Here is a 26,064-nt window from a genome sequence, read left to right on the forward strand (position 1 = left end):
TTGCCCGTCCGGGGGACGAACCGGGAAACCCGGCGTGAGCAGGGGGTTTGTGGGGCGACGGTCAACCGGCGTGGAGCACCGGACGGTCACTGGTCAGGCGCGTTGGGCTGGGCGAGGCCGAGGTCGTAGGCGAGGATGACGGCCTGGATGCGGTCGCGGGCGCCGACCTTCGCCAGGACGCGGCCGACGTGGGTCTTGACCGTGGACTCGGAGAGGAACAGGCGCTCGGCGATCTCGCCGTTGGTCCAGCCCTGGCCGATCGCGACGAGGATCTCGTGCTCGCGTTCGGTGAGGGCGCGGATGCGGGGGTCGTCCGTCGCCGGTGCGGGCGCGGGTCCTTCCGGTGAGCGTTTCGGGAGGTGCTGGGCGTAGGCGTCCAGCAGGCGGCGGGTCAGTGCGGGGGCGATGACGGCGTCGCCGGAGGCCACCGCGCGGATGCCGGCGAGGAGTTCCTCGGGGTGGGCGTCCTTGAGGAGGAAGCCGCTGGCTCCCGCGCGCAGTGCCTCGTGGGCGTACTCGTCGAGGTCGAAGGTGGTGAGGATGAGGACGCGGGAGCGGTCGCCGGCCGAGACGACCCGGCGGGTGGCCTCGATGCCGTCCATGCCGGGCATCCGTACGTCCATCAGGATCACGTCGGGACGCAGTTCGGCGGCCATCCGCACCGCCTCGCCGCCGTGCCCGGCCTCGCCGACCACCTCGGTGTCGGGGTTGGCCTCCAACAGCATGCGGAATCCGAGGCGTTGGAGGGGCTGGTCGTCCACGATGAGCACGGTCGTCATGCCGCTCCCCCGATCGCGTCGAGCGGGGTGAGGTCGAGGGTGACCCGTACCGTCCAGCCGCCGCCGGGGGCGGGTCCGGCGGTGACGGTGCCGTGGTAGAGGGCGGCGCGTTCTCTCATGCCGGCGAGTCCGTGTCCTTCGTCGTGGCCCGGTACGGGCCCGGCGGCGATCTCGCCCGGGCCGGTGTCGTGGCAGTCGATGTGCACCCGCGAGTCCTCGACGTTCACCGCCAGTTCGACGCGGGTGTCGTGGCCCGCGTGCTTGAGCGCGTTGGTGAGCGCCTCCTGCACGATGCGGTACACGGTCAGTTGGACCCCACGATCCAGGGCGGCCGGTTCGCCGCCGGTGCGGTACACGACCTGCGGTCCGGCCGCGCGGATGCGGGCGCACAGGGCGTCGAGGTCGGCGACGCCCGGCTGGGGGCTGAGTTCGGGGGCGTCCGGGGTGGCGGTCTGGACGCGCAACACGCCCAGCATGCGCCGGAGTTCACCGAGCGCCTGGCGGCCGGTGTCGCCGATGAGGAGCAGTGCCTGCTTTCCGCGTTCGGGGGCGAGTTCGGTGGCGTAGGCGCCGCCGTCGGCGAGGGTGATGATGACGGAGAGGTTGTGGCCGATGATGTCGTGCATCTCCCGTGCCACACGGGTGCGTTCGGCGGCGGCGGCGAGTTTGCTGCGCTGGTCGCGCTCGATCTCCAGGCGGGCCGCGCGGTCGCGCAGTACGGCGAGCTGGGCGCGTCGGATGCGGACGACGAAGCCGAGCGCGACGGCGGCGGTGATCGTGCTGAACAGCACGAACAGCGCGTCCAGGACCGGGACTTGGGACGGCAGCCGGAGAGCGAACAGTCCCAGGGCTGCGAGGGTCACGGCGCAGGCGGCGGGCAGCCGGCGCAACTGCCCGTGCAGGACCAGGCTGTAGAGGGAGATGAGCAGGGCGACGTCGGCGCGCAGCCAGACCCCCAGCGCGGCCTGGACGAAGAACACCGCGGCGATCAGGGCGAAGGCCAGGGTCGGCCGGCGTCGCCGCCACAGCAGCGGCAGCACCAGACCCGCCTGCAGGGCGATGGTCGCCGGCCAGGGCAGGTGGATGAAGCTGTTGTCGAAGCCGCGCCGTCGGCCGTCGTCGCCGTCCAGCATGTCCGGCAGGCAGAACATCACCACGACCAGGACGATCAGAGCCGTGTCCAGCACCCAGGGGTGTCGCCGGTCGCCCAGCTTGATCCGCCGGCCGAACCGGGACAGCCCGCCCGCCAGGGGGTGACCCCACGGGAGGTCCGCCTCCGCGAACGCCGTGCGGGCGGGGTCGTCGAGACTCATCGGTGTCACTGGTCCGGGTTCATGGAGGTCACCTGTCCATTGTGGGGGCTCTCCCGCGGGGAGCGTCGGCGCGGCACCCGCCTCGTGAACAGGACGGATGCCGCGTCGTGGCCGCGAGAGGAACCGGCCTCAGGCGTCGCTGCGCACCAGCCGGTACGCGGCCCCGCCCAGCGCGAGCGCCGTCCAGCCGAGGAAGACCAGGAGTCCGGCGCCGGGCGAGAGGGTCGTCGCGTCGTGGGTCAGCGAGAACATCGCCTCGCCCGCGTTGCTCGGCAGATACGGGCTGATGTTGTCCTGCCAGGAGCTGGGCAGCAGCGAGATCAGGCCCGGCACCAGCATCAGCGAGGCGACCAGGACCGAAATACCGCCGGCCACCGAGCGCAGCCATGCGCCCAGCGCGGTGCCGATCACACCGACCAGGCCGAGGTAGAGACCCGCGCCGAACAGGCTGCGGACGACTCCGGAGTGGGAGAACGTGAGAGCGGCCGGGGTACCGGAGACGATGCCGCTCACGATCGGGAACGCGACGAACACCCCGACGAGGGAGACACCGAGCGCGACCACGCCGAACACGAGGGCCTTGGACCACAGCACCGGCAGGCGGCGCGGTACGGCGGCCAGGGTGGAGCGGATCATGCCGGTCGAGTACTCGCCCGCGGTGACCAGGACGCCCAGCACACCGAGGGCGAGCTGCGCGAAGTTCGTACCGAAGAGGGAGATGTCGAGCGCGGTGGAGTTGGCGTCGTCGGGCCGCAGATGCCCGCCGTCGTAGGAGGACTTGTAGTGCGCGGCGGCGATCAGGCCGAACGCGATCAGGAACAGCAGGCCGAGGCCCAGGGTGATCCAGGTGGAGCGCAGGGACCACAGCTTGGCCCACTCGGAGCGCAGCACCCGGCGCCCGGTGACCTTGTACGGCGGACGGGCCTGCCGTACGGCTGCGGGTGCGGCGCTGTCGGTCGCGGTGATGGTGCTCACGCGGCCCTCCCTGCGGTCTCGACGGTGGTGGAGCCGTGGTACTCGACGGCGTCCCGGGTCAGGTCCATGAACGCCTGTTCCAGCGAGACGGTCCGTGCGCTGAGTTCGAACAGCGGGATGCCGTGCTCGGCGGCCCTGATGCCGATGGCCCGCGCGGTCAGCCCGGTGACGTGCAGTTCCTCGGAGCCGACCTCGCCGGTGATCTCGACCCCGGGACCGGCGAGGACCTCGCGCAGCCTGGCCGGCTGCTCGGAGGCCACGGTGACGGTGTCACCGCCGGCCGTCCGGACGAGGTCCTGCACGGTGGTGTCGGCCAGCAGCCGCCCCCGTCCGACGACGATCAAGTGGTCGGCGACGAGCGCCATCTCACTCATCAGGTGCGAGGAGACGAAGACGGTACGACCGTCCGCCGCGAGCCCGGTCAGCAGGTTGCGGATCCACAACACGCCTTCGGGGTCGAGGCCGTTGACCGGTTCGTCGAGCATGACGGTCGCCGGGTCGCCGAGGAGCGCGGCGGCGATGCCGAGCCGCTGGCCCATGCCGAGGGAGAAGGCCCCGGCCCGCTTCTTGGCCACGGACTGGAGTCCGGTCAGCTCGATGACCTCGTCGACGCGGCGGCGCGGGATGCCGTGCGTGTAGGCCTGCGCCATCAGGTGGTCGAACGCGGACCGGCCCGGGTGGATCGACTTGGCCTCCAGGAGCGCGCCCACCTCCTGCAGCGGCGCGGTGTGTTCGGCGTAGGGCTTGCCGTTGACCGTGACCGTGCCGCCGGTGGGCGCGTCCAGGCCGACGATCATCCGCATCGTCGTGGACTTCCCGGCACCGTTCGGGCCCAGGAAGCCGGTGACCGTGCCCGGTTTGACGACGAAGTCCAGCCGGTCGACCGCCGTCTTCTCCCCGTACCGCTTCGTCAGCTGTTGCGCCTCGATCATCGACATCCCTCACGTTCGCGTGCCACTGCCCCCACTGGGCACCGGCCACGCTAGGGGCGCGGGGGTCCCGAACCCGTCGTACCGAGGGGCCGTTGAGGGCGCGGGCGTAGTACCGAGGTACCACCCTGTGCGCCTGGTTGTGTACGTTCCCAACCCGCTCGCGCGAACATCACGCCCACCAACTGCGGGAAATACAACCGACACACATATTTACAGCGCCTGTTACCTCTCCTACTGTGAACGTTCTCAGACCCCAACCCGCATGCGCATGTCAGTCGACCCAAGGAGGTCGGGTTCCCCGTGAAAATCCCGGGCCGCATAGTGAAGGCCGCCTTGCTGCTGGCCGCAGTCGCCCTGCCGGCGGCGATGCTCACCCCCACGAACGCCGCCGCCGCGAACTCGCTCACCATGCTCGGTGCCGATGTCTCCTCCGCGCAGCGCGCGATCGACCTCGGCGCCAAGTACTACGACTCCAGCGGGACCGCCAAGGACCCGCTCGACATCCTCAAGGCCGCGGGCGTCAACTACGTGCGCCTGCGGATCTGGAACAACCCCGCCAGCGGCTACAACAACAAGGCGAAGGTGCTCGCGTACGCGAAGCAGGTCAAGGCCAAGGGCCTGAAGCTGCTGGTCGACTTTCACTACTCGGACACCTGGGCCGACCCGGGCAAGCAGTACAAGCCGGCGGCCTGGTCGAGCCACGGCATCAGCGCGCTGCAGACCGACGTCTACAACTACACCTACGACGTCTGCAACAGCCTCAAGTCCCAGGGCACCACCCCGGACAGCGTGCAGATCGGCAACGAGATCAACGTCGGCATGCTGTGGGACGACGGCAAGGTCGTCAACAACAGCTTCACCAACCTCGCGCTGCTGCTGAAGTCGGGCTACAACGCGACCAAGGCGTGCAACAGTTCCACGCAGGTGATCATCCACACCGCCGACGCGGACAGCGACTCCAACGCCCGCTGGTTCTACGACGGCATCAAGGCGCAGGGCGTCAACTGGGACATCACCGGGCTGAGTTACTACTGCATGTGGCACGGCACGCTGGCCAACATGGGCAGCGTCGTCTCGGACATGAAGTCCCGTTACGGCAAGGACGTCATCATCGCGGAGACGGCCTACCCGTTCACCACGTCCGACGCGGACAGCACGGCGAACTCGGTCACGTCCGGGTGCTCGGGCTATCCGCTCACCTGGGCGGGCCAGGGCGCGGAGTTCACCGCCGTGCAGAACACGGCCCGCAGCGCGGGTGCGATCGGCGTCTTCTACTGGGAGCCGACCTGGTACGCGGTCGCGGGCAACGGCTGGGACCCGGCCGACATCGCCAACAGCGGGGACGGCTGGGACAACATGGCGATCTTCAACTGGACCGGCCAGGTGAACCCGAACGTCAAGTGGACGGCGTAGCAGGGTAGTTCGACGCTCTGCTTTCTACGACGAAGAACGGCACCACCCTCTCCCCCGGGCGGTGCCGTTCTCCGCGTCCTCGCCGTCGCGCTCACGGCTGATGATCCGTCAGTGCCCTGTATACGGCCGAGGACTTGGGGTTGGCGCGGCAGCGCCACACGCCGTGCGGGCAGTAGTCGCTGATGGTCTGGTAGAGCGGGTGTTGGCCCGCCATCCAGGTGAGCATGCCGCGCACGTAGGTGGGGTTGTCGCCGTTGTCGAACAAGCCCCACTCGGGGTAGGCGATCGGCTTGTGGTGGGCGCGGGCGAAGTCGACCTGCGCCAACAGCCCGTACGGTTCCGTCAGTTGGTCGGTGAAGGGCATGCCTCGGGGGCTGTCGTAGGCGTCCATGCCGATGACGTCGACCCAGCGGTCGCCGGGGTAGCAGTCGGTCCAGGGGATCGCGTCGAGGCCGCGGGTGGGCGTGAAGTCGAAGCGGAAGTGCTGTCCGGGTACGGAGCGCATCGCGGTGACGATGCGCGTCCAGTACTGCTTCCAGGACGAGGGGGCGGGCGCGCAGCGGTGGCTGTAGGTGATGCCGTTCATCTCCCAGCCGAGGACGATCTCGGTGTCCGGGACGCCGAGTCGGACCAGCCGTTGCGCGAGCGCGCGGAAGTGGTCGTCGTACCGCCCGCCCGCCCCGTCCTCCAACTCCGTGCGGACCACGTCGTCGGAGAGGTGCGCCTCGTTGCGGTCCAGCATCGGCACGTTGAGGACCAGCAGACGGTCCTGCCGCGCCCGGCGCCAGTCGGCCCACTGGTCCAGGTCGCTCGACGCGCCCTCGATGTCGCTCCAGTTGTCACCGGGCAGATACGCGTGCCCCACCCGGGGCTCGGGCCGGCCCAGCCAGGCACCGAACCCCGCGACCCGGCGTACGGCGTCGGCGCCGTAGCCGACGTAGGCGCCGTAGGCCGTCGGCGGGTCGGACTGGTGTGCGGGGGCCGCCTGCGGGGGCGGGGGCGGTGCCTCCACGCCGGGTACGCAGGCCGGTCCGGCCAGCAGGACGAACGCGAGAGCGACGGTGAACAGGGCAGGCAAGCTGCGGCGCGTCCCGTGCGGGGCCACTGGACGCCTCTCCTTCTTCCCGGGGCGCGTGGGTGAGCGCGTGGGTGCGTGGGTCGGCGCCGGACGACTCCGACGCCCGAGCAACGTACCAGCGCGGGGCGGAACATGACGTAGCACGCTATTCACGACATGAGGGGAGCGCGCGGAGGGGGGTTCGTCGTGGTGTGCGGGGAGGGGGAAGCGAGGAGGCAGTGGCGGGGCGGGGGGACGGGGGGGGCGGGCAGTGACGGGGTCGAGGTAGGCGGAGTGGGCGGTGGCGGGATAGGCGGTCCGGCACGGGAACCAGGTGAGCGGGACCTTTGGTGAGCCGGGACGCGTGCCGTCGGCGGGTCGTCGCGGGCTGCAAGGAGCGGAGCCCGCGAAGCGGGGGGCGAAGCGGGGTGTGCGGGCCCCGGGACCCCAACGGCTGCTCCGCTCGCGCGGCGAGTTGCGCTACGGCCCGCCGACAGGACCCGCCGACCGCCCGGACCAGAACCACGAATCCCGGCGGTACGGTCCCGGGGCCCCGGCCACGGCTCCCCCGAAGCCAGTCGGGAAGCCAACCGCCGGCAACTACTCCGCCCCCGAGCCCTCGACAGGCCCCACCGACCAACCCGAGCCCCACCACGAACCCGAGCCCCGGCACCCGCTCAGCCCCCGGCAGGGCATCGCGCTCCCGCGAAAGGACTGCGCGCCGGCGCGAAAGACGGCGTCGGTGGTGTCTTGGAAGAGTCGGCTCCATGACATCGGAACTGGTGAAGAACGTCGTACTCGTCCACGGCGGGTTCGTGGACGGCTCCGGTTGGCGGGAGGTGTACCGGATGCTGACGGACGACGGGTTCCGGGTGAGTGTCGTGCAGCATCCGACCGTGTCCCTCGCGGGCGATGTCGCGGTGACCGAGCGGGTGTTGGACGCGCAGGACGGGCCGGCGGTCCTGGTGGGGCACTCGTACGGCGGGGCCGTCGTCACCGAGGCCGGTACGCATGACAAGGTCGCCGCGCTCGTGTACATCGCGGCGTTCGTGCCCGACAAGGGCGAGTCCGTCGGCACGTTGATCGCCGACCCCGCGCCGGGGGCACCGGTGCCGCCGATCCTGCCGCCGGTGGACGGGTTCCTGTTCCTCGACCGGGAGAGGTTCCACGTCGCGTTCGCGGGCGATCTCCCCGCCGCCGAGGCCGAGTTCATGGCCGACTCGCAGGTGCCGTGGGGGCTCGACGCGCTCGGCGGTGCCATCGGTGAGCCGGCCTGGCGGCACAAGCCGAGTTGGTATCTGGTGGCGACCGACGACCGGATGATCCCGCCCGCCGTGCAGCGGGCCATGGCCCGGCGGGCGGGCAGCACGGTCACCGGGACCGACGCCGGCCACGCCGTGTACGTGTCCCGGCCCGATGTCGTGGCCGACCTCGTCAGACGGGCCGCGGCCGGCGTCGCCGGCAGCTGACCTCCGCTCCCCGCGCCCCCAGCCTCAACACCCCGTCCCGGACGCCCTGTTGAACGGCGATTCCGGTATCAGCCATCAGCTCTCAGCGACAAAGGAACAAAGGATCAGCATGACCCCGACCCCGCAGGTGCAGACCGTCCGCGGCCCCGTGCCGGTGAGCGAACTCGGTTCCGTCCTGATGCACGAGCACGTCTTCGTCGTCAGTGAGGAACTCCGGCAGAGCCTCCCGGAGACCTGGGACGAGCAGGAGCGCGTCGCCGACGCCGTGACCCGGCTGAAGGCCCTCGCCGCGACCGGTGTCTCCACCCTCGTCGACCCCACCGTCATCGGGCTCGGCCGCAACGTGGCGCGCGTCGCGCAGGTGAACGAGCAGGTCGACCTCAACATCGTTGCGGCGACCGGCATTTACACACTCGCCGACATCCCCGACTTCTTCCGCTACCACGGCCCGGGCACCATCCTCGGAGGCCCCGAGGGCATGACCGACCTGTTCGTCCGCGAACTCACCGTGGGCATCGCGGACACCGGCATCAGGGCCGCGTTCCTCAAGTGCGCGATCGAGGCCGAACTCACCCCGGGCGTCGAGCGGGTGATGCGCGCGGTCGCCCAGGCCCATCTGCGCACCGGCGCCCCGATCACGGTGCACACAAGTCCCGCCGCTCGTACGGGACTTGTCGCGCAGGACATCCTGCGCAGCGAGGGCGTGGACCTCGGCGCGGTCGTCATCGGGCACAGCGGCGACACCGCCGACCTGGACTATCTGCATCAGCTCATCGACAACGGCTCGTACGTCGGCATGGACCGCTTCGGCCTCGACATCCTGCTGCCGGAGGACCAGCGGGTGGCGACCGTCGCGGCCCTCGCGGACGAGGGGTTCGCCGAGCGGATGGTTCTGTCGCACGACGCGTCCTGCCACATCGACTGGTTCCCGCCGGGCGTACGGGAGCAGATCGCGCCGAACTGGCACCACACCCACCTCCACGACCAGGTGCTCCCGGCCCTGCGCACCGCCGGCGTCACCGAGGCCCAGCTCACCACCATGCTGGTCGACAACCCGCGCCGGTACTTCACCCCGGTCAACTCCTAGGGCCTGCCCCGGGCTTCGCGCGGAGTCAGGCCGAACTCCGCGCGGAACGCGGTGGCGAAGGAGGCGTGGCTGCCGAAGCCGCTGGCGTGGGCGATCTCCGCGATCGAGTACGTGCTCCACCTCGCGCTCGCCAGACGGGAACGGGCGATGTTCAGGCGTTCCCGGCGGATCAGGTCGCGCGAGGTCGTGCCGGCGGCCTGGAGCACCTGCTGGACGTAGCGCGCGGACCAGCCGAGCGCCCGCGCGATGCCGACGACGTCCAGGTCCCGGTCGCAGGCGTGCTCGCGGACGTAGCGCCGGATCGCGGCCTCGACGCTCGCCCGTTGTCCGGTGGGCGCCGAGTCGATCCCGCCCTCCGCGGCCAGGCACACCAGGTCGAGGAGCCGGTCGCAGGCGATGTCGAAGGTGGTCTCGGAGAGGTGCTCGCGCTCCTCGTGCAGGGTGGTCGTCAACTGCCGTATGACACGGCCGAGTCCGCGGTCGCCGCCGATCAGGTGCGGTCCCCGGGCCGCGAGCGGGCTGCGCGCGGAGACGTGCTGCCCGGACACGATGAGGGAGATGCTGCGGAGGTCGGCTCCGTGCGCGAACGTCAGGGGCCGGTCGATGTCGCACAGCGCCATGACGCCGGGCCCGATCTCGCCGGACGCCGAACCCTGCTCCACCCGGGCCGATCCGGTGAGCGGGACGAGGAGTTCGTAGGTGCCGCGGGGATCGGTGCGGATGTGCCGGGTGTCACGGTCGACCACTTCCGCCCCGCCGGAGCACAGCGCGAGACTGTAGGTCTTCGACCGCTGCCACTCGAGGTGCCCGGTCCACGGTGCGCGGCGGTCCGGCACTTGGATGCGGCTCGCGCCGTGGAAGTCGGTGAAGACCTCGTCCCAGGCACTCGCGGAGGAGACGGTCAGAGCTTGGCTCCAGGAAGACACATCTCATCCTATCCGCCCGAAACCGGCGGTGCCCATGACAGACAGATGCACCCGGCCCCACCCCTGTGATCGACTTCACCCCGCCCGGATCGAACTTTTGGACCGGTCCCGCATCTTGTCCACGTCGGAACCGCCTACCGGAAGCGAGCTCGCCCATGTCCCTGTCACGACGTTTCCTCGCCCCCGTGGTCCTCCCGGCGGACCCGTCCTGTTCCGTGCTCCGCGACGCCGTGGTCGACGTCGGCCCGGACGGCCGCATCACCCACTGCGGTCCGGCCGCCGGCGCTCCCCCGCTCCCGGCCGGCGTCCCGCTCACCTCCTTGTCCGGCATCCTCGCGCCCGGCCTGGTCAACACCCACGCGCACTCCCCGATGACGCTCCTGCGGGGACTCGGCGGCGACCTTCCGCTGTCGTCCTGGCTCCAGGACGCCATCTGGCCGGCCGAGGCCCGCATGCGCCCCCGCGACGCCCACGCGGGCATGCTGCTGGGCTGCGTCGAGATGCTCCGCTACGGCGTCACGACCAGCGCCGAGATGTACGCGCACGCCGAGCAGGTGGCCGACGCGGCGCTGGAGGCCGGGAGCCGGGTCCTGATCGCCCCGGCGTACTTCGACCGGCCCGGCGACGACTGGCGCACCGTTCTCGCGGCGATCGGGAAGTGGATCGACACGGACGGCCTGCGCTTCGGACCGGGTGAGCGCGTCGAGCTCTGCTACGGGCCGCACTCCGCCTACACCCTGCCGCCGGAGGCACTGCGGGCGACGGCGGAGGAGGCGGCACAGCGCGGCGCCCTGGTGCACATCCATGTCGCGGAGACCCTCGCCGAGGACGTCGCCCAGCGGGAGTTGCACGGTTCGGTTCCCCAACTGCTGCGGAAGACCGGGCTGTTGGACGGGCGGCTGCTCGCGGCCCACGCCGTGCACCTCTCCGACGACGACATCCGGCTGCTCGCCGAGGCGGGTGCCGGTGTCGCGCACTGCCCCGGCTCGAACGCCAAACTTGCCTCCGGTACGGCCGACCTGCGTGCCCTGCGTGCCGCGTCCGTCCCGGTCGGTCTCGGTACCGACGGGCCCGCGAGCAACGACGACCTCGACCTGTGGGAGGAGGCGCGCCTCGCGATGATGTTCGCCCGTCTCGCCGCCTCCGACGCCATGGCCCTCACCGCCACGGACGCCTTCCTCATGGCGACCTCGGCCGGAGCGGCGGCCCTGGGCCGGACCGACATCGGCTCGCTCCGCCCGGGAAACTGGGCGGACATGATCCATCTCTCCGTGGACGGGCCCCACTTCACCGCGGGCCTCGACGTCGAGGACGGCCGGCTGCTCGCCAACCTCATGTGGGCGGCCGGTTCCCGCGCGGTCCAGGACGTCTGGGTCGCGGGCGAGGCCGTCGTCGTGGACGGCGAGACGGTCAAGGTCGACCGCGTCGCCGCCCAGCACGCCGCCACCGAGGCGGCCGCACACATCGCGTGAACCGGCATCGGGCAATCCGCCTGAGCCCCGACATCGGACGATCCGTCAGTTCCTGTTCCCGCTCGACCACCACGGGAGGCGTCATGGCATCGGCATCCCTCACCCCGCCGGTCCTCATCGGACGATCGGCCGAACTGGCCGTCCTCGACAGGCACTTCGAAACCGCCCTCGCGGGGGAAGCCGCGCTGATGCTGACCGGGGAGGCCGGGGTGGGCAAGACCGCGCTGCTGGAGGCCGCGGCGTCGCGCGCGTCCGAGGCCGGCTTCCAGGTGCTGCGGGTCAGGGGCTGCCCGTTCCAACAGGGCATCGGCTTCTCGGCGTTGAACCAGCTGCTGCAACCGCTCGCCGAGGGGATTCCCGCGCTGCCCGCACGGCAGGCGGAGACCCTCCAGGCGGTCCGCGGGCTGTCCGAGGAGCAGCCGACCGACTTCCTCGCCATCGCGAACGCCGTGCACGCCCTGCTGGCCCGGGTGGCCACGGAGGCCGGTCCGCTCGCGCTGCTCGTCGACGACGTGGCATGGGTGGACCGGCCCAGCGCCACGGTCCTGGGGAGCCTCGCCCGCTCCCTGCACACCGAGCCGGTCGCCCTGCTGGGCGCGTCCCGTACCGGGGACGAGTCGTTCCTGAGCAACATCAGGCTGCGCGAGTACGAGGTCCGGCCCCTGGACGACGCGGCGGCGAACGAGCTGGTGGCCGACCGGTTCCCCGCCATGGCGGCCAGGGTCCGCCGGCGACTGGTCGCGGAAGCCCTGGGCAATCCCCTGGCACTGCTCGAACTGCCCGTCCCCCTCAACGACTTGCAGCAGACGGAGCGGGGCACCCTGCCGGCCGTACTGCCGTTGACCGAGCGCCTCAAGGGCATCTTCTCCATCCGGGTCGCCGCGCTCCCGACCGCGACCCGCAAGCTGCTCCTGCTCGCCGTGCTGGACGGCTCGGGTGAACTGCACATCCTCCAGCGGGCCTTGGGTGAACCGGACGGTCTCGCCGGGCTGTCCCCCGCCGAGCGGGCCGGGCTCGTCCAGGTCGACGGTGTCACCGGCAGGCTGGAGTTCCGGCATCCGCTGACCCGTTCGGCGGTGCTGGAGCTGTCGACCAGCGAGGAGCGCCGGTGGGGACATCTTGCGCTCGCCGCGGAACTCCCCGAGGGTTCCGAGCACCGGGCCCGGCACCTGGCCGAAGCTGCCGTAGGGCCCGATGACGAAGTGGCCGCCCTGCTGCACGAGGTGGCCTACGGCACCCTGCGCCGCGGTGACGCCGTCGGCGCCATCACCACCCTGCTGCGCGCCTCGGAGTTGAGCGTCACCGGCACGGGCAAGGCACGTCGACTGGCGGAGGCGGCCTGCCTCGGCGCCAACATCACCGGCGATCTGCGCAACGTCCGCGCGCTGCTGGACAATGCCGACCGCGCCGACCCGTCCGGCGTCGAATCCCTCGCCGCCGCCACAGCGGCGGCCAGTCGACTCCTCAACGGCGAGGGCGATGTGGACACCGCCCACCGGCTGCTCATCGGCGCCATCGACACCCAGGTGTGGCCCGAGGACGGCGAGACGGTCGAGGACATCTTCCGCGAGGCCCTGAACACCCTTCTCATGGTGTGCTTCTACGGCGGCCGACCGGAGCTGTGGCACTCCTTCGAGAACCTCGTGAAGCGACGGCGTCCGCCCACTTCGCGCCGCCTGCTGCCGGTGATCCTGGGCACCTTCGGCGACCCGGCGTACGGCGCGCTGCCGTTCCTCGACCGGCTCGACCACCTCGTCTCCGGCCTGCACCAACAGACCGACCCCGTCCGGGTCTTCGGGGTCGCGCTCTCGGCCTCGTACGTGGACCGGCTGCCGGGCTGCCGCAGCGCGCTGCGCCGGGTCGTCGACGACGGCCGCGACGGCGGGGCGATCGCCCTGGCGATCCAGGCGCAGTTCCTGCTCGGCAACGACGCCTACGCGAGCGGCCAGTGGGACGACCTGCTGGAGATCACCGCGGAGGGCCTCGCCTGGTGCGAGACGTACGACTACCGCCTGACCGCGTCAACAGGCCACTTCCAGCAGGGACTTGTGGCCGCCGCGCGCGGCGACGGCAGCACCGCGCGCGAGATCGCGGACCGGCTCGTGTCCTGGGGCAACCCGCGCGGACTGGGCGCGCTGCGGGTCTACGCCTCCCGCATCCGGGCCCTGTCGGCGCTCGGCAGCGCGGACTTCGACGCCGCCCACCGCCACCTGCGGGCCCTCGGCACACCGGGCGAGGTACGGCCGTTCATGCCGCACGCCCTGTGGCTGCTGCTGGACTTCACCGAGGCCGCGACCCGCACCGACCACCACGAGGAGGCCGCCGCGCACGTCGCGGCGGTCCGGAAGACCGACATCCCGTCGCTCTCGCCCCGGCTGGCCATGCTGACGGACGCCGCCGAGGCCATGGCCACCCCGGACTTCATCGACCACGACCTGTTCGAGGCGGCCATCGCCACACCGGGCGCCGAACGCTGGCCGTTCGACTGGGCGCGGATCTGCCTGGCCTACGGCGAGAGGCTGCGCCGTGCCAAGGCGGGCGGCGCGGCCCGCACGCATCTGGACGCGGCGCTCGGCACGTTCGAGCGGCTGGGGGCCGCCCCGTGGAGTGCGCGGGCGGCCAACGAGCTGCGGGCGAGCGGGATTCCCGTCAGGCCCGTCGAGTCCGACGGCCAGGACCCGCACGCACTGCTGACTCCGCAGGAGCGGCAGGCGGCCCAACTGGCCGCCACGGGGCTGACGAACAAGCAGATCGCCGCGCAGCTCTTCCTGTCCCCGCGCACGGTGGCGGCCCATCTCCGCAGTGTCTTCCGGAAGTTGAACGTCACCTCGCGGGGCGGCCTGCGCGACGCGCTGACCGGCCCCGTCCCGTGAGGCGACCGGCTCACTGTTGGTCGGGCGTGAGGTGCCAGCTCCAGTTGGGGCGTTCGTAGGCCACCTCGAAGCCGAGGCGGAGCATGTTGTGCAGGGAGCTGTTGTGGGTGCCGGGGGTCTCGGCACCGGTCTCGGCGACGAGGACACGGCAGCCCAACTCCCGTGCCGTGCGGGCCCGGGCGGCGAGCAGTGCGGTCTGGCCGCCGCGTCCGCGGGCGTGGGGAAGGACGGCGCCGGCGAACATCTGCGCCGTGTCACCGCGGACGTACAGGGTGCCGGTGCCGACCAACTCCCCGTCCAGCCAGGCGCCGTAGGGATGCCAGCCCGGCCGGGTCACGGTGGAGGCGCCCATCTCGGCGTAGTGCTCGACCGGTGTTCCGAAGGCCCGCATCATCACCGTGCCCCATTCCAGGGCGTGTTCGGCCTCCAGGGGCGTGACGCGGATGCCGTCGGGGAGGACGTCCAGGGCGTCGGCGCGGGCGACGGCCTCCTCGGTCGCGCAGACGAGTTTCGCCCAGGACGAGTCGCGGACGATGCCCTCCCGTGCGCAGATCTCCGGCCAGTCCTCGGGCAGGAAGGCGGGCGCGATCTGGAAGGCGGCCTGCGGAGTGCCCGCCGCCCGGTAGAAGTCGCAGACCTCTTCGATGAGTTGGGCGGTAACGGGGGCGGTGACACCGAAGCCGAGGGCCTTGCTCCAGAAGCGGGTGATGTCGTTGCGCATCGACAGCACCACACCGCCGCCGATCCGCGTGGCGCTCATGCCGAGCGCGCTGCGGACGGACTCGGGGGTCTCCGTCTGGAATCGGTAGAGGGCTTCCGCCTCGGACTGCTCGGCGACGGACGGCTGGACGGCGGTCGTCATGGGGCTCTGTTTCCCTCTCGGTTTCTTCAGGAGGCTACGCGGACAGCCCGCCTGTGAACAGGCGGGCTGAAGCGGGGAGTTGACAGGTGGTCAGAGGTCAGAGGTCAGGCCTGGTGGGCCGCGGCCTGCTTGATCAGCTCCGCCACCGCGGCGGGCTGGGAGACGTAGATGGCGTGGCTTCCGGCGGCCTCGGTCACGGTGGCGCCGGCGCGCTCGGCCATCTGGTGCTGGACCGGCGGCGGGATCATGTGGTCGTCGGTCGCCACGAGGTACCAGCTCGGCTTGGCACGCCAGGCCGGCTCGGTGATCGGGCCGCCCAGCGCCTCCAGGCCCCACGGAACCTGCGAGTCGGCCAGGAACGCGGCGTCCTCGGCCGGCAGGTCGCCCGCGAAGGACGCGGCGAACTTGTCCCGGTCCAGGAAGAGGAACCCGTCGACGGGCGGCAGGATCGGCGGCACGGGCGCGCCGGGCGCCGGGTCGGCGACCAGCGTGCCGACCGACTCGTCCTTGTCCGGCGCGAAGGCCGCGATGTAGACGAGCGCGGCCACACCCTCGTGCCGGCCGGCCTCGGTGATCACGGCGCCGCCGTAGGAGTGGCCGACGAGGACCGCCGGGCCGTCCAGGGCGTCGAGGGCGCGGTGGGTGACCGCCACGTCGTCGACGAGGGACACGGTCGGGTTCTGCACGACGCTGACGTGGAAGCCGTCCTGGGTGAGCAGGCTGTGCACCTTCTGCCAGCCGGAACCGTCGACGAATCCGCCATGCACGAGAACGATGTTCTTGACGGCACTCATGCCGTAGCTCCTTGTGTCTTGTCGGTCTGTCCTGTCGGAAACCCTCCGGACAAGTCCAAGCTAGGCCGGACCGTCCGTCGGGGCTTCGACCAAATGACCTAGTTGCCGGCAGCGGCTTCGTTCCCGGCAGCCGCTTCGTTCCCGTCGGGGGCTTCGACGAACGCCGTCACCGCCTTCGCGAAGACCTCCGGTTCCTCCAGGTGCCCGAAGTGCCCGCTGTCCTCCAGGATCACCAACTCCGCACCGGGGATGAGCTCGTGCAGTTCCTCGGCCCAGCGCACCCCGCAGATGACGTCGTGGCGACCCACGAGGACGAGGGTCGGAACGGTCAGCGAACCGAGGTCGGCTCGGTCGTCGATGACGTCCGGGGTGAGGTCCTCGTCCAGGCCGGAGATGTAGGTGGCCTCCACCGCGCCCCGCGCGGGACCGAACTCCGCCTCCCGGCCCCAGAAGTCGGCGAAGTAGGCGGGGAAGATCCCCCGCGCCACGGCGGTCATCTGTGCGTCGTCGGAAATGGTGGGGATGCTCTGGAACGCCTCCACGACCTCGGGGAGTCCCGGGTTGTCCGCGTGCCGCTCGGCGAAGGCCTGCACCTTGCGCATGGCCTCGGCGCCGTGCTCGGGACCGGTCACGGGAGCACTGTCGTAGAGGATCACTCCGGCGATGCGGTCGGGGTGGTGGAGGGCGTGGTACTGGGCGACGAAACCGCCGTGCGAGTGGCCCAGCAGATACACCTCGGGGACACCGAGGTGCTCGATCAGCCCGCTGAGGTACCGGCTGTAGCGGGCCCGGGTGTAGCCGTGCGGGTGGGAGGGCAGCCGGCCGGAGGCGCCGGTGCCGATGGGCTCCGGGTAGACGACCGTGAGGTGTTCCTCCAGCGCGGGCATGCGCAGGTACTCCCAGAAGATGCCCGGTCCGCCGGAGTGCGCGATGCAGACCGGTCCGGCGCCGTGGACGTGGTAGCTCTGCGTGACCCCGTCGATCTCGACGGTGTGGGTTCCGGTCGCGAGCGGGTCGGTCGAGGGGGTGGTGCTCATGGGATCTCCCTGTTCGGCGTGCGGCGATGACACGGACAGGACGCGGGAGAGAGGCCGAAGTTCGAAACAGGCGACGTGACGCCGGTCACACCATGAGGGACTGCGGGATCGGCACCGGCCGGGGGTGGACGAGACGCAGGCGATGCACCCGCCCGGCTCCGTCCAGGCTCATCAGCCAGGCCACGGCGGGCGGACAGTGCTCGGGGTCGTCGTCGGGGTTGGTGATGTCCATCTCCCAGACGACGAGCGACCGTCCGGCCACGGCGTGCGCGAGGTGCTGCCGTACGCCTGCCTCCAGGTCGCACTCCATCCCGCGCACCAGCAGACTCCGGCCGCCCACCGGTACGTTCCCCTGGATCAGGGCGGCCTCGGGCGACCAGCGCTCGGTGAGCAGCTTGCCGAAGTGCCCGCTCTCGGCCGCGTCCAGCGTCTCGCGCGCCTCGATCCGGCTGGCGCGGGTGCGGCGTCCTACGTCGCCGTGCGGAGCGTCCGCCGTGGCGGCGAGGGCCGGCGCGAGCTTGGCCCGCCCCTGGCTGAGCCGACTGCGCACCGTGCCGACCGGGACTCCGCAGGCCTCGGCGATCTGCTCGTACGACGTGACGCCGACGCTGAAGTACCGCAGCACCAGCGGCAGTCGGAGTACGGGAGACAGTTCCTCGATGGCCTCCCAGATCCAGTTCCGCATCGCGTGATGCTCCAGCCACCGCTCCGGACCGGCGTCCGTGGCGGGCACCTGCGCGTCGTCGAGCGGCCGGAAGTCGACGGACCCCCGGAGCAGCGAACGGGCGGCGTTCCGCACGATCATCCGCAGCCACGCCCCCACGGCCTCCGGATCCCGCACGTCCCCCACCCGCCGCAGCGCGGTCAGCGCCGCGTCCTGCACCACGTCGTCCACATCGGGCCCCGGCCCCAGCACACTCACCGCGACGGCCCGCATCCCCGCCCGGTGCCGCTCCAGCAGCAGTCCCAGGGCAGCCACATCACCGGCCTGCGCGGCCAGGGTCAGCGCCGCGTCCTCGATCCGCGTGAGCTCCCCCGCGTTCCGGCTGCCCATGCTGCCCCTCTTCCGGCGCTCCCGTGGTCCCTACGACCGTAATGGGCGCGGCGCGGCGACGTCACATCGCGAGGCGCCCGACAGCACCGGCGTCGTACCAGGTGGCGGGCGCGGACGCCCGTGTTCAACGACTCGGACCGGTCCTACGACCGTTGCGGGCGCGCCCTGTTGACCTCGCCGGGTCCCCGTTGCCGCTGCTCAGCGCCTCTGCACCGCACCGGCGCCCCCGTCCCGCACCACCGCCGGGCCGGCCGCGCCGATGATCCGGGCGCTGTGTCGCCGGAAGGACACGGACTTGGTGACCGCCTGGAGCAGGTTCGCGCAGGCCAGTGCGGTCCACAGGCCGGTCAGGCCCGCCGCGTCGGCGACCGGCACGGCGAGGGCCGCGAGCACCCCGAACCACACCGCCGTGGAGACCAGGCTCGGCATCGTGCGCTTGAGGCCGACGAGGCCGAAGCCCGCGACGGCCTGCAGGGCGTCGGTGACGACCACCGCGAGGACCAGCGGCAACAGTCGTACGACCTGGTCCGCCAAACCCGGGCTCCTGGTGAACAGGCCGATCACCGGGTCCCGCAGCACGACCAGGACGGCCCCGAGGACGACGACCGCGCACAGGGCGACCCCGAAGCCGGCGGTCACGCTGCGCCGGATGCGGGCGAGGTCGCGTTCCTCGGCGTAACCGGCGATCAGCGGCACCGTGGCCTGGCCGACGGCCACCGCGGCGCTGAAGACGACGTTCACCAGGGACTCGGAGACGCTGTGCACGGCGGCGCTGTCGGTGCCGATACGGGCGGCGGCGAAGGTCAGCACGCCCAGCACGGAGAACTTCACCAGCACGGTCCCGCCGAGCGGCAGGCCGACCCGGGCCAGCCGCAGCACCTCGCGCGGATCGGGCCGGCCGGGTCGGACCGGGCGTCCGGCGAGCACCGTGCGGCGGCGCAGCGCGTACTGGTTGAGACCGGCCCCGACCAGAGCGGAGGCGAGCATGGCCGCGCCGGCGCCCGTCAGCCCGAAGCTCGGCAGCGGCCCCGGTCCCCCGACCAGCAGCACCGACAGCGTCACGGACACGGCGGTACCCACCAGCCCGGACCGCATCACCTGCGCCGACCGCCCCAGCGCGACGAGCACGGACGTGGCCGACGAGTTGACGGCGATCAGCAGCACGCTGCCCGCCAACATCCAGGGAAACACGCCCAGTTGGTCGAGTACGGCGCCCGGGACCCCGAACGCCCCGCCGAGCAGCGGCACCGCGGCGACCGCCGCCGCGCACACCCCGCCCACCGCGAACGCCAGCCACATCCCGCTGCGCACCAGCGGCAACAGCCCCTCGGGGTCGTCCCGATGCGGCGCGACGAACGGCATCACCCCGCGCAACGCGCCCGCCACGGTGGCGGTGGCCGGGCTGAACACCGCGACCGTCACGGCGAACGCGGCCAGCGAGACGGTGGCGTGCCGGCCCAGCAACGCGGTGTCGACGAGCGAGCCGGCCGAGGCGGCGAGCGTGGTCACGTACAGCGGCGCGGCGGCCCCGGCGATGGTCCTGAATGCGCTGTGCTCGCTCACAGCCGCCCATCCTGCCACTCAACCACCGGGCCGTGCGCGTCAGTTGCTACGGCGTGCCGGTCACGGGCGGCGGCCCCGTCGTCCCCCGCACCTCGAGCCGCGGCTCCGACAACACCGTCTCCGCCGCCCGCCTCGGGTCCTTCATCCGGTGGACGAGAAGCTGCGCGGCGCGGCGGCCGATGTCATGGCTGCCGTTGTCGACGGTGGTGAGCCAGAGGTGTCGTAGGCGCGCGAGGTACGTGTTGTCGTAACCGACGAGGGACAGGTCCCGAGGCACCTGGAGGCCCAACTCCTCGGCCGCCGAGAGCGCGCCGACGCACGCGATGTCGTTGAAGGCGAAGACGGCCGTGGGGCGTTGCGGGGCCGTGAGCAGGCGGACCATCCCGCGGTAACCACCCTCCTCCGTGTGGTCCCCCTGTTCGACCGTCGCGAGGTCGGTCAGGCCGTGGGCGTGCATGACCCTTTCGAAGGAGGTGCGGCGGAGTTCGCCGGCGACGCCCTGGCCGGCGATGTGGGCGATGCGGCGGTGGCCCAGGTCGATGAGGTGCTCGGTGGCCAGGGCGGCGCCGTACGAGTCGTCGCCGGCCACGACGTCGACGTGAGGCAGGACCGGCTCGACGGCGCCCGCGACCACCGTGGGGATGTGGGTCGCGGCGGCGAGGAGTTCCTCGGAGCCGGGGAGGGTGCCCACCGCGATCAGGCCGTCGACGCGGAGTTCCGTGAAGATGCGGGTGAGGTCCTCGCCGAGGTGGCGGTTGAGGCGGCCGTCGGCCAGCATCATGTGCAGGCCGTTCTCGTGCAGGCGGGAGCCCAGGCCATCGAGGAGTTCCACGAACCAGGGGTTGCGCAGGTCGTTCAGCAGGACGCCGACCGAGCGGGTGCGGCGTTCGCTGAGGCTGCGGGCGGCGGCGTTCGGGCGGTAGCCGAGTTCCTCCACCGCGGCCAACACGGCCTGCCGTTTCTCCGGTCGTACCTGCTCGGAGCCGCGCAGCACCAGGGAGACCAGGGATTTCGACACACCGGCCCGCTCGGCGACATCACGGATGGTCGGAGCGCTCATGGCTGGACCGTTCCACGCGGTCGCGCCCCCTGTCAAAGGCACGGACACTCTGTGTTGACGTCCACGTATTGACATCAGGACGAACGGGTTCCAATGTGGCGGGGACAGTTTATGGACCGGTCCAAAGAAGGGCAGTCATGGTGACCTCGCTCGGTGTTGCCGTCGTGGGCTTCGGATGGATGGGGCGGGTGCACACCCAGGCGTACGCCCGTGTCCCGCACCACTTTCCGCAGCTGACCCTGCGGCCGCGGCTCGTGACGGTCGCCGAGGACGTGCCCGGGCGGGCCGAGCAGGCCGCCGAGCAGTTCGGCTTCGACTCCACGACACGCGACTGGCGCGAGGTGGTCGCCGACCCGCGCGTGCAGGCGGTGAGCATCACCGCGCCGAACTTCCTGCACCGCGAGATCGGCGTCGCGATGGCGGAGGCCGGCAAGCACATCTGGATCGAGAAGCCGGTGGGCCTCTCGACTGCGGACAGCTCCGCCGTGGCCGACGCGGTCGCGAAGGCCGGTGTCCAGGGCGCGGTCGGCTTCAACTACCGCAACGCGCCCGCCGTGGAGGCCGCCCGCGACCTGATCGCCTCGGGCGAGCTGGGCACGGTCACCCACATCCGCGTCCGCCTGTTCAGCGACTACGCGGCCCACCCGGACGGCGCCCTGACCTGGCGTTACGAGCTGGAGCGCGGCGGCCACGGCGTCCTGGGCGACCTCGCCTCGCACGGCGCGGACCTGGCTCACTACCTGCTCGGCGACATCACCTCCCTCGCCGCCGACACCGCGATCTTCCTCCCGCAGCGGGCCCGCCCCACCGGCGCGACCGCCGGCCACGCCCTGGCCACCGGCGGCGAGTTGGGCCCGGTCGAGAACGAGGACTACGTCAACTGCCTGCTGCGCTTCGCCTCCGGCGCCCGGGGTGTCCTGGAGGCCTGCCGGGTCTCGGTCGGCGAGCAGAACAACTACGGCTTCGAGGTGCACGGCACCAAGGGCGCGGTGTTCTGGGACTTCCGCCGGATGAACGAACTGGCCGTCAGCCGCGGCACGACGTACCAGGACCAGCCCGTCACCACGGTGTATGTCGGCCCGGGCGACGGCGAGTTCGGCGCGTTCCAGCCGGGCGCGGCGAACGCGATGGGCTACGACGACCTCAAGGTGATCGAGGCGTACCGCTTCCTGCGGTCCGTCGCCGAGGGCAAGCCGTACGGCGCCACGCTCCCGGACGCCGTACGCAGCGCGGCGGTACTGGACGCCATGGTGCGCTCCGTCGAGAGCGGCGGGTGGGCGAGCCCGGCGTGAGGGGCGCGCACACCGCCTGATCGGCGCGCCCCCTCATTGAGCCACCGGCGCGATCTCGCGCCCACCCGCCGGACTCGACTACCGTTCACGCTCGGGAGTCACTCGCCTACGCTGTGGTGACCCTACGCTGGTGACCGGTTGGCGGACGGGTATGGGGGCGGCATGGGATACGGCTTCGGACAGCGGCGGGGCGGTCAACTCCCGGTGGAGTTGACCAGCTTCGTCGGACGCACCGACGAACTCGCGCTGCTGCACAGCGAGTTGGCGCGGTCGCGGCTGGTCACGCTGGTCGGACCGGGCGGCGTCGGCAAGAGCCGTACGGCACTCCGGGCGGCCCCCGCGGTCGCGGACCGGTTCCCGGACGGAGTACGGCTGGTGGAGCTGTCGGCCCTGCACGACCCGGAGTTGGTGCCGCCGACGCTCGCGGGCGTGCTGGAGCTGCCCGAGCAGTCCGGGATGACACCGCTGGACGCCATCGTCGAACATCTGCGCGGCAGGCGGATGTTGATCGTCCTCGACACCTGCGAGCACCTGGTCGACGCGTGCGCGATGCTCTGCGACATCCTGCTGCGCGAGGCCCCCGGGCTGAGCGTGCTCGCCACCAGCCGGCAGCCGCTGGACGTGCCGGGCGAGCGCTGTCTGCCGATCGCCCCGCTGGCCCGCACCGACGCCGTCGACCTGTTCGTGCAGCGCGCCGCCGCCGTCACCGGGAGCCCCGCGCTCGACGGCGCCGACCGGGAGAGCCTCCTCGCCCTCGTCGACCGCCTCGACGGCATCCCCCTCGCCCTCGAACTCGCCGCCGTACGACTGCGGGCCGTACCCCTCTCCGAACTCGTCGCCCGCCTGGACCGCCACTGCGAGGTCCTCACCGGCGGCCGGCGCACCGCGCTCACCCGGCACCAGACCCTGCGCGCGGCCATCGACTGGTCCTACGACCTGTGCACACCCCAGGAGCAACTCCTGTGGGCGCGGCTGTCGGTGTTCGCCGGTTCCTTCGAACTGTCCGCCGCCGAGCGGGTGTGCGCGGACGGTGAACTCGACGGCGAACAGGTCGTCGAGGCACTGATCGGGCTCGTCGACAAGTCGGTCGTCCAGCGCATCGGGGAGGACGGACGCCGCTACCGCCTCCTGGACACCATCCGCGAGTACGGCACCGGTCGCCTCGCACACAGCGAGGGCGCCGAGGCCGTACGGCAACGGCACTTCGCCCACTACGAGGAACTCGTCTCCCGCTTCTGGGACGGCCTGGTGGGCCCGGCCCAGGTCCGGCTGCACCACGCCGTGCGCGCGGAGATCGCCGACGTACGGGCGGCCCTGGAGTACGGCTGCGCGACCGAGGGACGAGCGGGCGACGCGCTGTGGCTGGCGACGCGGCTCGGGGCGTACTGGCGGGCGGCGGGCACACTGTCCGAGGGCCGGTACTGGATCGACAAGGGGCTCGGTCTCGTCCCGCAGGACTCCCCCGCGCGGGCCTGGGCGCTGTTCATGACCGGGGTGTTCGGGGTGTGGACCGCTGATCTCGAGACCGCGTTGGACCGGTTCCCGCAGGCCCTGGAGCTGGCCCGGCGCATCGGCGAGAGCCGTGTGGAGCTGTTCAGCGAGGGCTACTTGGGCGCGATGACCGTGCTCGGCGGGGCCGTGGAGGAGGGGATGGCGGCGCTCGACTCGGCCCGTGAGCGGATGGTCGCGGCGGACGACGCGCTGGGCATCGGCGTCGTCCACTACGAAGGGGCCCTGCTGTACGCGGCGTTGGGCTTCACGGACCTGGCGCTGGAGTGGTCCGAGGCAGGGCTGGCGTATCTGGAGGGCCGGGGCGAGCGCCAGATGTACGGGTCCACGCTCACCGTGCAGGGCGTCATCCTGTGGCTCGTCGGACGGCCCGAGGAGAGCGCGGTCGCGCTGCGGCGGGGGCTGGAGGCGGCGAGCGAGATCGGCGAGGTCCTCGTGGCCGCGCTCGCGTCGCTGGGGCTCGCCTGGCACGCGGCCGGGCAGAAGCGGTACGTCCGGGCCTGCTGGCTCATGGGTTACGCGGAGCACGCGCGACGGCTGGGCGGCGACCCGGTCGGCATGCTGCCCCGGCTGCTGGAGGAGCAGGAGTCACAACAGCGGGCGGCACGAACGGCGTTGGGCGCCGAACAGTACGAGCGGTGGCGGGAGGCGGGGGCCCGGATGTCGGGCCGCGAACTGCTGGACGCCGTACGCACGGACGCGGACGAACCGCCCGGCATCCCCGCGGCCCGCGACGCCACCCCCGACACCCGCCCGGCCGACCCCCTCACCCGCCGGGAACGCGAGGTCGCCGCGCTCGTCACCCAGGGTCTGTCCAACCGCGAGATCGCCGAACGGCTCGTCATCTCCAAACGCACCGTGGACGCCCATGTCGAGCACATCCTGGCCAAGCTCGGTATCGCCTCCCGTACCGAGATCCTGGCGGCGGCACAGCCCGGGGAGAGCGCGTCGGCGTAGGTATGCGGGTACCTACGTACCCCCTTGGAGGCCCACATCGGCGACTACGTGCACGGATCTCCGGGAGTTCACACCCCATACCCCCGCCCGGCACTCCAAGCTGGTCCCACCGCCAGGGGAACGGAAGTCTCGGGTGCCGGCAGTGTTGGTCAACCCCACGGCTGTCATGGCAAGGCGCCCGTCACCGCACCTCCCCTGGCGGTACAGGCGTGGGGCTGCCCCTGTCGGCGGGGGCAGCCCTTCAGGGGCCGGGGGATCAGCCACGCGCCGCCCGTTCGTACATGGTTTTGGCCGTGGCGCCCAGGATCTCGCCGTACATCTTGGTGGGCTGGAAGGCGTCTAGCGCGCTGTTGACCGAGACGAGGGTGCCCTGCCCGGTGGTCTCGTTGAACCCGGCCAGCCAGGGGCCGCCGCTGGAGCCGCCGGTCATGTCGCAGGGGATCATCTGCTGGCCGTTCTCCTTCTTCTCCGTACCTACGCAGCGCAGGAGTTCCTCGCCGAGCTGCGGGTGGGTGGCGGGGTAGCCGAAGGACGAGATCTTCCCGCCGACCGCCCGGTTGAAGGCGATCGGCGTGCCGCCCACGACGTCGGTGAGCCTACGACCGTTCTTGTCGGCGTCGACGACCATCGCGGCCACGTCGTTCGTGCCCTCCTGCGCGAAGGTGCGCGGGGTCAGCACGGTACGGACCGCGAAGACGCCGTACGGCCGCTTGCCCTTGCTGTAGGCCGGGACGAACACCATCGACATGTTGGTGTTGTCCGGCGAGGCGGAACGGCGGACGCAGTGCCCCGCGGTCATCACGACCGACCGGTTGCCGCTCTTCACGGCGGTGGCCGTGCACCAGGTGTCGGCCCCCGCGGCGTTGACCATGAACATCCGCCCCACGGTCTTCAGTTGTGGACCGGTCCACGTCTTGGTCTTCGGCCCGGTCGGCCCGAGGTCCACCGACTTTCCTACGGCCTTGATCCGGGCCGGCGTCCAGTAGGCGAGGGCGTCCTTGCGTTCCCGGGTCGTGAACCCGAAGGACGACACCGGGTCGGGGGCGGCGGCGGTGGCGCGGCCGGCGCCGGAGACGGCCGTCGCCGAGACGGGGACGGCGAGCGCGAGGGCAGTACCGGCCACGGCGAGGGCCGTGGCACGGCGACGGAGGACTCGGCTCCCGGAAAGGGGGCTGTCGAACATGGGGGGATGTCTCCTCGACTGGGTCAAGTGGTAGGGGTGGGCCCGGCTATGCGCAATCCAGGAGAGGTAAATCCGGCGACCCGGGTTGCGTCGTCGGGTCGGCGGCCGTCTCGCGGAGAAAGGCGAGGAACTCCCCCACCGTGCAGCTCCAGAGCCGGCGTTCCACCAACGCCGTGTGCCGGCGGGCGAGTTCGTGATCGTCGCCGTAGACGAATCTGACGACGAGCGGGCCCTCGTACTCGCGGATCTCGATACCGCTCGGCTGTACCTCGTCGGCGGAGTGCAGGCCGACCGCGATGCCGATGATCTCCCAGGCCAGCAGGCCCGCTCTCCTGAACGCGCCGGCGGACGAGGTGTGCCACACCACCTCGAAGTGCTCGTGCGCGGGCGCCTCGGGATCGGGCCGCCGGTTCACGTTGTTCGATGTACTGGACACACCTACGTCCTCTCTGTGCGG

At 71.7% G+C, this 26,064-nt stretch carries 21 protein-coding genes; 7 read left to right on the forward strand and 14 right to left on the reverse strand.

Features of this window, described 5'->3' with window-relative positions; translation table 11 throughout:
- Positions 1–86: 86 nt before the first annotated feature.
- From OO70_RS19140 to OO70_RS19155, 4 genes are all read right to left on the reverse strand, one after another.
- The gene (locus OO70_RS19140; RefSeq protein WP_043672070.1) at positions 87–779 is read right to left on the reverse strand and encodes a response regulator; all 693 of its coding nucleotides are present in this window, start codon (positions 777–779) and stop codon (positions 87–89) included.
- Positions 776–2,092: a sensor histidine kinase gene (locus tag OO70_RS19145; protein ID WP_043672072.1), complete on the reverse strand. Its 1,317-nt coding sequence runs from the start codon at positions 2,090–2,092 to the stop codon at positions 776–778. The genes OO70_RS19140 and OO70_RS19145 overlap by 4 nt, the downstream gene beginning before the upstream one ends.
- Positions 2,093–2,221: 129 nt before the next feature.
- A complete protein-coding gene (locus tag OO70_RS19150) occupies positions 2,222–3,067 on the reverse strand; it encodes an ABC transporter permease (protein WP_043672074.1) in 846 nt (281 codons plus the stop codon).
- Positions 3,064–3,999: an ABC transporter ATP-binding protein gene (locus tag OO70_RS19155; protein WP_043672806.1), complete on the reverse strand. Its 936-nt coding sequence runs from the start codon at positions 3,997–3,999 to the stop codon at positions 3,064–3,066. The genes OO70_RS19150 and OO70_RS19155 overlap by 4 nt, the downstream gene beginning before the upstream one ends.
- A 300-nt stretch (positions 4,000–4,299) precedes the next feature.
- Between OO70_RS19155 and OO70_RS19160 the strand changes: the two genes are divergently transcribed.
- Positions 4,300–5,412 (forward strand): glycoside hydrolase family 53 protein, encoded by a 1,113-nt coding sequence (locus tag OO70_RS19160; protein WP_234336869.1) that lies wholly within the window; start codon positions 4,300–4,302, stop codon positions 5,410–5,412.
- Between the two features lie 91 nt (positions 5,413–5,503).
- Here OO70_RS19160 and OO70_RS19165 read toward each other — a convergent pair whose 3' ends face one another.
- The gene (locus tag OO70_RS19165; RefSeq protein WP_043672078.1) at positions 5,504–6,517 is read right to left on the reverse strand and encodes a glycoside hydrolase family 26 protein; all 1,014 of its coding nucleotides are present in this window, start codon (positions 6,515–6,517) and stop codon (positions 5,504–5,506) included.
- A gap of 719 nt (positions 6,518–7,236) precedes the next feature.
- On the opposite strand from OO70_RS19165, the gene OO70_RS19170 reads away from it, so the two are divergent.
- A complete protein-coding gene (locus OO70_RS19170; RefSeq protein ID WP_043672080.1) occupies positions 7,237–7,938 on the forward strand; it encodes an alpha/beta fold hydrolase in 702 nt (233 codons plus the stop codon).
- A 109-nt stretch (positions 7,939–8,047) separates the two neighbouring features.
- Positions 8,048–9,025 carry a phosphotriesterase family protein gene (locus tag OO70_RS19175; protein WP_043672083.1) on the forward strand — a complete coding sequence of 326 codons (978 nt, stop codon included), beginning with the start codon at positions 8,048–8,050 and terminating at the stop codon, positions 9,023–9,025.
- On the opposite strand, the gene OO70_RS19180 is transcribed toward OO70_RS19175, so the two are convergent.
- The gene (locus OO70_RS19180) at positions 9,022–9,951 is read right to left on the reverse strand and encodes an AraC family transcriptional regulator (RefSeq protein ID WP_043672085.1); all 930 of its coding nucleotides are present in this window, start codon (positions 9,949–9,951) and stop codon (positions 9,022–9,024) included. The two genes, OO70_RS19175 and OO70_RS19180, sit on opposite strands and share 4 nt — an antisense overlap.
- 155 nt (positions 9,952–10,106) lie before the next feature.
- Here OO70_RS19180 and OO70_RS19185 point away from each other — a divergent pair, with 155 nt between their 5' ends.
- Together OO70_RS19185 and OO70_RS19190 are read left to right on the forward strand one after the other, a co-directional pair.
- Positions 10,107–11,423: an amidohydrolase family protein gene (locus OO70_RS19185; RefSeq protein ID WP_106971700.1), complete on the forward strand. Its 1,317-nt coding sequence runs from the start codon at positions 10,107–10,109 to the stop codon at positions 11,421–11,423.
- Between the two features lie 83 nt (positions 11,424–11,506).
- A complete protein-coding gene (locus OO70_RS19190) occupies positions 11,507–14,296 on the forward strand; it encodes an ATP-binding protein (RefSeq protein ID WP_043672088.1) in 2,790 nt (929 codons plus the stop codon).
- 10 nt (positions 14,297–14,306) lie between these two features.
- Here the strand turns inward: OO70_RS19190 and OO70_RS19195 are convergent, their stop codons facing one another.
- From OO70_RS19195 to OO70_RS19220, 6 genes are all read right to left on the reverse strand, one after another.
- On the reverse strand, positions 14,307–15,158 hold the full coding sequence (locus OO70_RS19195) for a GNAT family N-acetyltransferase (RefSeq protein WP_043672091.1): 852 nt from the start codon (positions 15,156–15,158) through the stop codon (positions 14,307–14,309).
- A 104-nt stretch (positions 15,159–15,262) separates the two neighbouring features.
- The gene (locus OO70_RS19200; protein WP_043672095.1) at positions 15,263–15,952 is read right to left on the reverse strand and encodes an alpha/beta fold hydrolase; all 690 of its coding nucleotides are present in this window, start codon (positions 15,950–15,952) and stop codon (positions 15,263–15,265) included.
- 98 nt (positions 15,953–16,050) lie between these two features.
- Positions 16,051–16,989, reverse strand: a complete 939-nt coding sequence (locus OO70_RS19205) for an alpha/beta fold hydrolase (protein WP_051741365.1) — start codon at positions 16,987–16,989, stop codon at positions 16,051–16,053.
- Between the two features lie 85 nt (positions 16,990–17,074).
- Positions 17,075–18,043 (reverse strand): RNA polymerase sigma factor, encoded by a 969-nt coding sequence (locus tag OO70_RS19210; RefSeq protein WP_043672098.1) that lies wholly within the window; start codon positions 18,041–18,043, stop codon positions 17,075–17,077.
- 198 nt (positions 18,044–18,241) lie between these two features.
- Positions 18,242–19,606 carry an MATE family efflux transporter gene (locus OO70_RS19215; protein WP_078651450.1) on the reverse strand — a complete coding sequence of 455 codons (1,365 nt, stop codon included), beginning with the start codon at positions 19,604–19,606 and terminating at the stop codon, positions 18,242–18,244.
- A 46-nt stretch (positions 19,607–19,652) separates the two neighbouring features.
- Complete coding sequence (locus tag OO70_RS19220) at positions 19,653–20,666, reverse strand: LacI family DNA-binding transcriptional regulator (RefSeq protein WP_043672101.1); 1,014 nt, start codon at positions 20,664–20,666, stop codon at positions 19,653–19,655.
- A gap of 137 nt (positions 20,667–20,803) precedes the next feature.
- Here OO70_RS19220 and OO70_RS19225 point away from each other — a divergent pair, with 137 nt between their 5' ends.
- Together OO70_RS19225 and OO70_RS19230 are read left to right on the forward strand one after the other, a co-directional pair.
- On the forward strand, positions 20,804–21,958 hold the full coding sequence (locus OO70_RS19225) for a Gfo/Idh/MocA family protein (RefSeq protein WP_043672104.1): 1,155 nt from the start codon (positions 20,804–20,806) through the stop codon (positions 21,956–21,958).
- 162 nt (positions 21,959–22,120) lie between these two features.
- The gene (locus OO70_RS19230) at positions 22,121–24,424 is read left to right on the forward strand and encodes an ATP-binding protein (RefSeq protein WP_043672107.1); all 2,304 of its coding nucleotides are present in this window, start codon (positions 22,121–22,123) and stop codon (positions 24,422–24,424) included.
- A gap of 256 nt (positions 24,425–24,680) precedes the next feature.
- Here OO70_RS19230 and OO70_RS19235 read toward each other — a convergent pair whose 3' ends face one another.
- Positions 24,681–25,607 (reverse strand): trypsin-like serine peptidase, encoded by a 927-nt coding sequence (locus OO70_RS19235; RefSeq protein ID WP_043672108.1) that lies wholly within the window; start codon positions 25,605–25,607, stop codon positions 24,681–24,683.
- A gap of 46 nt (positions 25,608–25,653) precedes the next feature.
- Complete coding sequence (locus OO70_RS19240) at positions 25,654–26,043, reverse strand: hypothetical protein (protein ID WP_234336870.1); 390 nt, start codon at positions 26,041–26,043, stop codon at positions 25,654–25,656.
- Positions 26,044–26,064: the final 21 nt, after the last annotated feature.

Source organism: Streptomyces xylophagus, assembly GCF_000716435.1.
Classification (GTDB): Bacteria; Actinomycetota; Actinomycetes; order Streptomycetales; family Streptomycetaceae; genus Streptomyces; species Streptomyces xylophagus.

Coding starts and splice junctions, on each gene's coding strand:
- OO70_RS19175 (WP_043672083.1), top strand. CDS start 8,048: ATGACCCCGACCCCGCAGGTGCAGACCGTCCGCGGCCCCGTGCCGGTG.
- OO70_RS19230 (WP_043672107.1), top strand. CDS start 22,121: ATGGGATACGGCTTCGGACAGCGGCGGGGCGGTCAACTCCCGGTGGAG.
- OO70_RS19235 (WP_043672108.1), bottom strand. CDS start 25,607: ATGTTCGACAGCCCCCTTTCCGGGAGCCGAGTCCTCCGTCGCCGTGCC.
- OO70_RS19210 (WP_043672098.1), bottom strand. CDS start 18,043: ATGGGCAGCCGGAACGCGGGGGAGCTCACGCGGATCGAGGACGCGGCG.
- OO70_RS19185 (WP_106971700.1), top strand. CDS start 10,107: ATGTCCCTGTCACGACGTTTCCTCGCCCCCGTGGTCCTCCCGGCGGAC.
- OO70_RS19170 (WP_043672080.1), top strand. CDS start 7,237: ATGACATCGGAACTGGTGAAGAACGTCGTACTCGTCCACGGCGGGTTC.
- OO70_RS19220 (WP_043672101.1), bottom strand. CDS start 20,666: ATGAGCGCTCCGACCATCCGTGATGTCGCCGAGCGGGCCGGTGTGTCG.
- OO70_RS19145 (WP_043672072.1), bottom strand. CDS start 2,092: ATGAGTCTCGACGACCCCGCCCGCACGGCGTTCGCGGAGGCGGACCTC.
- OO70_RS19200 (WP_043672095.1), bottom strand. CDS start 15,952: ATGAGTGCCGTCAAGAACATCGTTCTCGTGCATGGCGGATTCGTCGAC.
- OO70_RS19225 (WP_043672104.1), top strand. CDS start 20,804: ATGGTGACCTCGCTCGGTGTTGCCGTCGTGGGCTTCGGATGGATGGGG.
- OO70_RS19140 (WP_043672070.1), bottom strand. CDS start 779: ATGACGACCGTGCTCATCGTGGACGACCAGCCCCTCCAACGCCTCGGA.
- OO70_RS19195 (WP_043672091.1), bottom strand. CDS start 15,158: ATGACGACCGCCGTCCAGCCGTCCGTCGCCGAGCAGTCCGAGGCGGAA.
- OO70_RS19190 (WP_043672088.1), top strand. CDS start 11,507: ATGGCATCGGCATCCCTCACCCCGCCGGTCCTCATCGGACGATCGGCC.
- OO70_RS19205 (WP_051741365.1), bottom strand. CDS start 16,989: ATGAGCACCACCCCCTCGACCGACCCGCTCGCGACCGGAACCCACACC.
- OO70_RS19155 (WP_043672806.1), bottom strand. CDS start 3,999: ATGATCGAGGCGCAACAGCTGACGAAGCGGTACGGGGAGAAGACGGCG.